This window comes from Immundisolibacter sp. (assembly GCF_041601295.1).
GTDB lineage: Bacteria > Pseudomonadota > Gammaproteobacteria > Immundisolibacterales > Immundisolibacteraceae > Immundisolibacter.
In genome coordinates this window covers 1-5,214 of sequence record NZ_JBFIII010000139.1, presented here as the reverse complement: position 1 = coordinate 5,214, position 5,214 = coordinate 1, and the positions used below count along the sequence as shown (strand labels likewise).

General features: G+C 64.7%; 5 protein-coding genes. 3 read left to right on the top strand and 2 right to left on the bottom strand.

Translation table 11 applies throughout. The features are described from left to right. Window positions 1-262: 262 nt before the first annotated feature. Complete coding sequence (gene thiC / locus ABZF37_RS13385) at window positions 263-2,143, bottom strand: phosphomethylpyrimidine synthase ThiC (protein WP_372720747.1); 1,881 nt, start codon at window positions 2,141-2,143, stop codon at window positions 263-265. A gap of 194 nt (window positions 2,144-2,337) precedes the next feature. Here thiC and ABZF37_RS13380 point away from each other — a divergent pair, with 194 nt between their 5' ends. From ABZF37_RS13380 to ABZF37_RS13370, 3 genes are all read left to right on the top strand, one after another. After that, window positions 2,338-3,000 (top strand): protein-L-isoaspartate O-methyltransferase, encoded by a 663-nt coding sequence (locus ABZF37_RS13380; protein ID WP_372720745.1) that lies wholly within the window; start codon window positions 2,338-2,340, stop codon window positions 2,998-3,000. Between the two features lie 8 nt (window positions 3,001-3,008). Further along, window positions 3,009-3,332, top strand: coding sequence for a rhodanese-like domain-containing protein (locus ABZF37_RS13375; protein ID WP_372720743.1), 324 nt, complete (start codon window positions 3,009-3,011; stop codon window positions 3,330-3,332). A gap of 65 nt (window positions 3,333-3,397) precedes the next feature. Further along, on the top strand, window positions 3,398-4,756 hold the full coding sequence (locus ABZF37_RS13370) for a TolC family outer membrane protein (protein WP_372720741.1): 1,359 nt from the start codon (window positions 3,398-3,400) through the stop codon (window positions 4,754-4,756). A 46-nt stretch (window positions 4,757-4,802) separates the two neighbouring features. Here the strand turns inward: ABZF37_RS13370 and ABZF37_RS13365 are convergent. Beyond that, on the bottom strand, window positions 4,803-5,214 hold a 412-nt coding region (locus ABZF37_RS13365), incomplete at its 5' end, for a 3-deoxy-D-manno-octulosonic acid transferase (protein ID WP_372720739.1).

Sequence of the window (5,214 nt, the reverse complement as noted above, 5' to 3'; positions counted from 1 at the left end):
TAATCACCCCAAGGGGGCCAGGAGCGGCGGCACGCGTATCCGTGCCATACGGGCACGAGACTCGGAAGGGATGGGCCGGCGCTGCACCCGTCCTCAGTTTCTCCTGCCCGGGTTTGACGTTCCCAGGGCTGGAGTGGCCGCTGGGCCCATCCTGGCGCGTCGGCGTTCGAGACCGGGGTCAAGGCGGGCACTCGTGCAGGGGCGTCTGCCTGGGCACAGGCCCCTGGTCAGTGCGCGTGGCGCGACGTTGCGGGGCGGATTTCTATGTTTTCCGGTACACCTGCTGGCCCGCCGCCCGGAACTCGATCGACTTCTCCTGCATGCCGGCGGCCAGGGCGCCTTCGTCGTCCAGTAAGCCCTTGCTTTGGGCGTAATCGCGCACGTCCTGGGTGATTTTCATGGAGCAGAAGTGCGGGCCGCACATGGAGCAGAAGTGCGCCAGCTTGGCGGATTCCTTGGGCAGGGTCTCGTCGTGGAACTCGCGTGCCTTGTCCGGGTCCAGGCCGAGGTTGAACTGGTCGTTCCAGCGGAACTCGAAACGTGCCTTGGACAGGGCGTTGTCGCGCAGCTGCGCGCCGGGGTGGCCCTTGGCCAGGTCCGAGGCGTGGGCGGCGATCTTGTAGGTGACGATGCCCTCGCGTACGTCGTGCTTGTTGGGCAGGCCAAGGTGCTCCTTGGGCGTGACGTAGCACAGCATGGCGGTGCCGTACCAGCCGATCATGGCGGCGCCGATGGCGGACGTGATGTGGTCGTAGCCGGGCGCGATGTCGGTGGTCAGCGGCCCCAGGGTATAGAACGGTGCCTCGTCGCAGTACTTCAGTTGCAGGTCCATGTTCTCCTTGATCATGTGCATGGGCACATGACCCGGGCCTTCGATCATGACCTGCACGTCGTGCTTCCAGGCGATCTGGGTCAGCTCGCCTAGGGTTTCGAGCTCGCCCAGTTGCGCCGCGTCGTTGGCATCGGCGATCGAGCCCGGTCGCAGGCCATCGCCCAGCGAGAAGGACACGTCGTAGGCCTTCATGATTTCGCAGATTTCCTCGAAGTGCGTGTAGAGGAAACTTTCCTTGTGGTGGGACAAACACCATTTGGCCATGATGGAGCCGCCGCGGCTGACAATGCCGGTCAGGCGTTTGGCGGTCAGCGGCACGTAGCGCAGCAGCACGCCGGCGTGGATGGTGAAGTAATCGACGCCCTGTTCGGCCTGTTCGATCAGGGTGTCGCGGAAGATGTCCCAGGTCAGCTCCTCGGCCTTGCCGTCCACCTTTTCCAGCGCCTGGTAGATGGGCACGGTGCCGATGGGCACCGGGCTGTTGCGCAGGATCCACTCGCGCGTTTCGTGAATGTTCTTGCCGGTGGACAGGTCCATGATGGTGTCGGCGCCCCAGCGGATGCCCCAGACCATTTTTTCGACTTCTTCCTCAATCGACGAACTGACCGCCGAGTTGCCGATATTGCCGTTGATCTTCACCAGGAAGTTGCGGCCGATGATCATCGGTTCGCTTTCCGGGTGATTGATGTTGGCCGGGATGATGGCGCGGCCGCGGGCGACCTCGTCGCGCACGAACTCGGGCGTGATCCGGCTGGGAATGGCGGCGCCGAAACTCTGGCCTGGGTGCTGGCGCAGCAGGGCCGGATCGCGCACGGTCTCCAGGCGCTGGTTCTCGCGGATGGCGATGTATTCCATCTCCGGCGTGACGACGCCGCGCCGCGCGTAGTGCATCTGCGTCACGTTGGCGCCCGCAAGCGCCCGCCGCGGCAGGCGGGTATGCGCAAAGCGCAGATCGGACAGTTCTTGCGCGGCGGCCCGTTCGCGGCCGTAGGCAGAGCTGATCTGGTCCAGCAACTCACTGTCGCCGCGCTCGGCGATCCACGCCTCACGGATCGGCGCCAGACCGGCACGCAGGTCGATGCTGACCGCGCTATCCGTATAAGCGCCGGAGGTGTCGTACAGGGTGATCGGTTGGTTGGCTTCGCCACCATGCAGGGTGGACGTTTGCGACTGGGCTACCTCGCGCATCGGAACCCGCAGATCGGCCCGGCTGCCCTGCACATAAATCTTGGACGAGCCGGCAAACGGTCGTCGCAACTCCGGGTCGACATCGGCAGGGGGGATGAGGGGCGGTTTCTGGGTGGCGTTCATGGCAAGACCTGTGGCGGCGGTGTGGGGCCAGTCCGCGCCGGTTGCGACGCGGCGATATCGGGTTTGTTATTGTCGCAACGCGGATTGGGACGGTAATCTATGCGCCGCTTCAAAGGGGTGTCAACGCGCCGGCCGCCGTTGCCACCTGACCGACCCGCTTTTGGGCCCCCACCTGCCGCCACTCGTAGCGAACCATGAACAGCCCGGACCTTGGCGCTGCCCGTTTTAATATGCTGCTGAACCAGGTGCGTGCCTGGGACGTGGCTGATGAGCGGGTGCTTGAATTGTTGTCGCAAATGCCGCGCGAGGCCTTCGTGCCGGCGGCTTACCGCAACATTGCTTATGCGGACCTGATGGTGCCGATTGGCCACGGGCAGGTGATGCTGCAACCCAAGCTTGAAGGCCGCTTTCTGCAGGCCCTGGCGCTCAAAGCGTCGGACGTGGTGCTGGAGGTTGGTGCGGGTAGCGGCTATATGGCTGCGCTGATGTCCCGGTTGGCCGCTTTTGTGACCACGGTCGATGTGATCCCGGAGCTGGCCGAATACGCGGCCTTGCGCCTGGCAGAGCAGGGTATGCGCAATGTGCGGGTGGAAACCGGTAACGCCGCCGACGGCTGGCCCGATCACGGACCCTACGATGCCATCATGATCAGTGGCGCTCTGGCACAGCTGCCGCAAAGTTTTCTGAACAGCCTCAAGCCAGGCGGCCGGCTGGTGGTTGTACGCGGGTGTCGACCGGCCATGCAGGCGATGCTGATCACGCGCCGCGGCGAGGCCGACTGGCATCACGAAGCCCTGTTCGAGACCGACGCCCCGACCTTGCTGCACACGCGCGCGCCCGCGACCTTCGAGTTCTAGGCGGTTTCGTGCGCGAAATGGCGGTTCAGGAGCTGGCCACGATGCTGGACGGTGGCGCGACCGGTGACTGGCAGATTATCGACGTGCGCGAGCCCTGGGAGCACGCCATCTGCCGTTTGCCGGGTGCCCGTTTGGTGCCAATGGACAGCCTGCCGCAGCGGCTTGCCGAACTGGACCCGGGCTGCCCAACCGTGGTGGTGTGCCACCATGGCGTACGCAGCTACCAGGTGGCATTGTGGCTGGAGCGCAGTGGCTTCACCGATGTGGTCAACCTTAGCGGTGGTATCGATGCCTGGGCCAAAGATGTCGATCCGAGCATGGACAGCTATTGAGGGCCAGCCGCACCGTGGACCCTGAGACACTACCCTGCATTACCTATAAATTTCGGAAATCCAGAATGAAAAGACACGTTCTTTTGGTCGGTTTAGCAAGTGCCTTGTTGACTGTGCCCGTGGCGGCCGAGGATTTGTTGGCGGTCTATCGCCAGGCGTTGCAGAACGACGCCCAGTTGCAGGCCGCCGCCGCGGCCCGCGACGCGGCGCGGGAACTCAAGCCGCAGGCTCTGTCGTTTGTGTTGCCCAATGTGCAGAGCAGCGCCCAGACCTCGAAAAATACCCTGCGTACCGATTCTTTCGGGGCCTTTCCGCCGGGCGGCACGGCCGATTTCAATGCTCACAGTTGGCAGGTGCAGGCGGTACAGCCTTTGTTCAACTGGCAGCTGATCGCCGGTCTGGGTCAGGCCGATGCCCTGGTGCGGCAAGCGGACAACCAGTACAGCTTTGCCGAACAGGAACTGATGCTGCGCACCTCGAGCCGCTACTTCGGGGTGTTGTCAGCGGCCGACAACCTGCGTTTTGTGGAGTCCGAGAAAGCCGCTATCGGTCGGCAGCTGGAACAGGCCAAGCAGCGGTTCGAGGTGGGTCTGATCGCGATTACCGATATTCACGAGGCACAAGCCCGCTACGACCTCACGGTCGCGCAGGAAATCGAGGCGCGCAACGAACTGACCAATGCCATGGAGGCGCTGCGCGAGGTCACCGGCACGGGTTATGAAACCCTCACGCCCTTGACTCACAGCCTGCCGCTGGAGCCACCCGCAGGCGAGAGCGCCGAAATCTGGGTGACGCAGGCTCTGGATCAGAATCCGCTGGTAGCTGCCGCCAGTGAGGCGACGACCGCGGCAAAAAAAGAGGTGGAGCGGCTGCGCGCCGGCCACTTCCCCACCCTGGATGCCACGGCGACTTACCTGAATTCCAGCGCCGCGGCCAGCCGTTTCGGTGCCGGTAGCGATGGCGAAGACACCATCTATGGCTTACAGATGAAGCTGCCGCTGTTCGAGGGTGGACGCACCAGTTCCCAGGTTCGCCAGGCGCAGCAGCAATACCGTCAGGCGCAGCAGCGTATGGAGCAGCAGCGCCGTGCCACGTCGCGCGAGACGCGTGACGCGTACCTCGGGGTGGCGGCGGCGATCAGCCGGGTGCGGGCGCTCACCCAGGCGCAGGTGTCCAATGAGAGTGCACTCGAAGCAACCGAGCTCGGTTACCGGGTCGGCACACGGACCTCGGTGGATGTGCTCGATGCCGAGCGCGAGTTGTACCGGGCCAAACGCAATCTGGCGACGGCGCGTTACGACTATGTGTTGAACGGGTTGCGCCTGGAGCAGGCGTCCGGGCAGTTGAGCGAGGAAGATCTCGCCCGCGTCAACGGCTGGCTGGATGAAGCCGCGGCCGGCGCGCCGCCGCCAGTCGCGCCCTGATATCCGACTGCAACGGGTTATGCGCGCGGGGTGACGGCCGCTTGCCTCATCCTGGCGGGGTTTCCAGATACGGCGCAATGAGCGCCAGGGTTCTGGCGGTGGCGCCGCGGTGCTGTGTTACCAGGGCCTGTGCCGCCTCGCCCATGCGCGCTCTGCGCGGCGCGTCGGCCATCAGGGTCGTGAGCTGTAAGGCGAGATTCGGTGCGTCCACGACCTGCAGGCCAGCGCCCGCGGCGAGGGTGATGTCCCGTAGCTCGGCAAAATTGTGCATATGCGGGCCGAACAGCGTGGGCTTCCCAAGCTGGGCGGGCTCGATCAGGTTGTGACCGCCCCGCGCAACCAGGCTGCCGCCGACAAATACCAGATCGGCGGCGGCCATCAGAGACGGCAGTTCGCCCATGCTGTCGGCTAGGTAGACATCGCACCAGGTGTCGTCATCCGCGCTGCGCAGGGAGGTG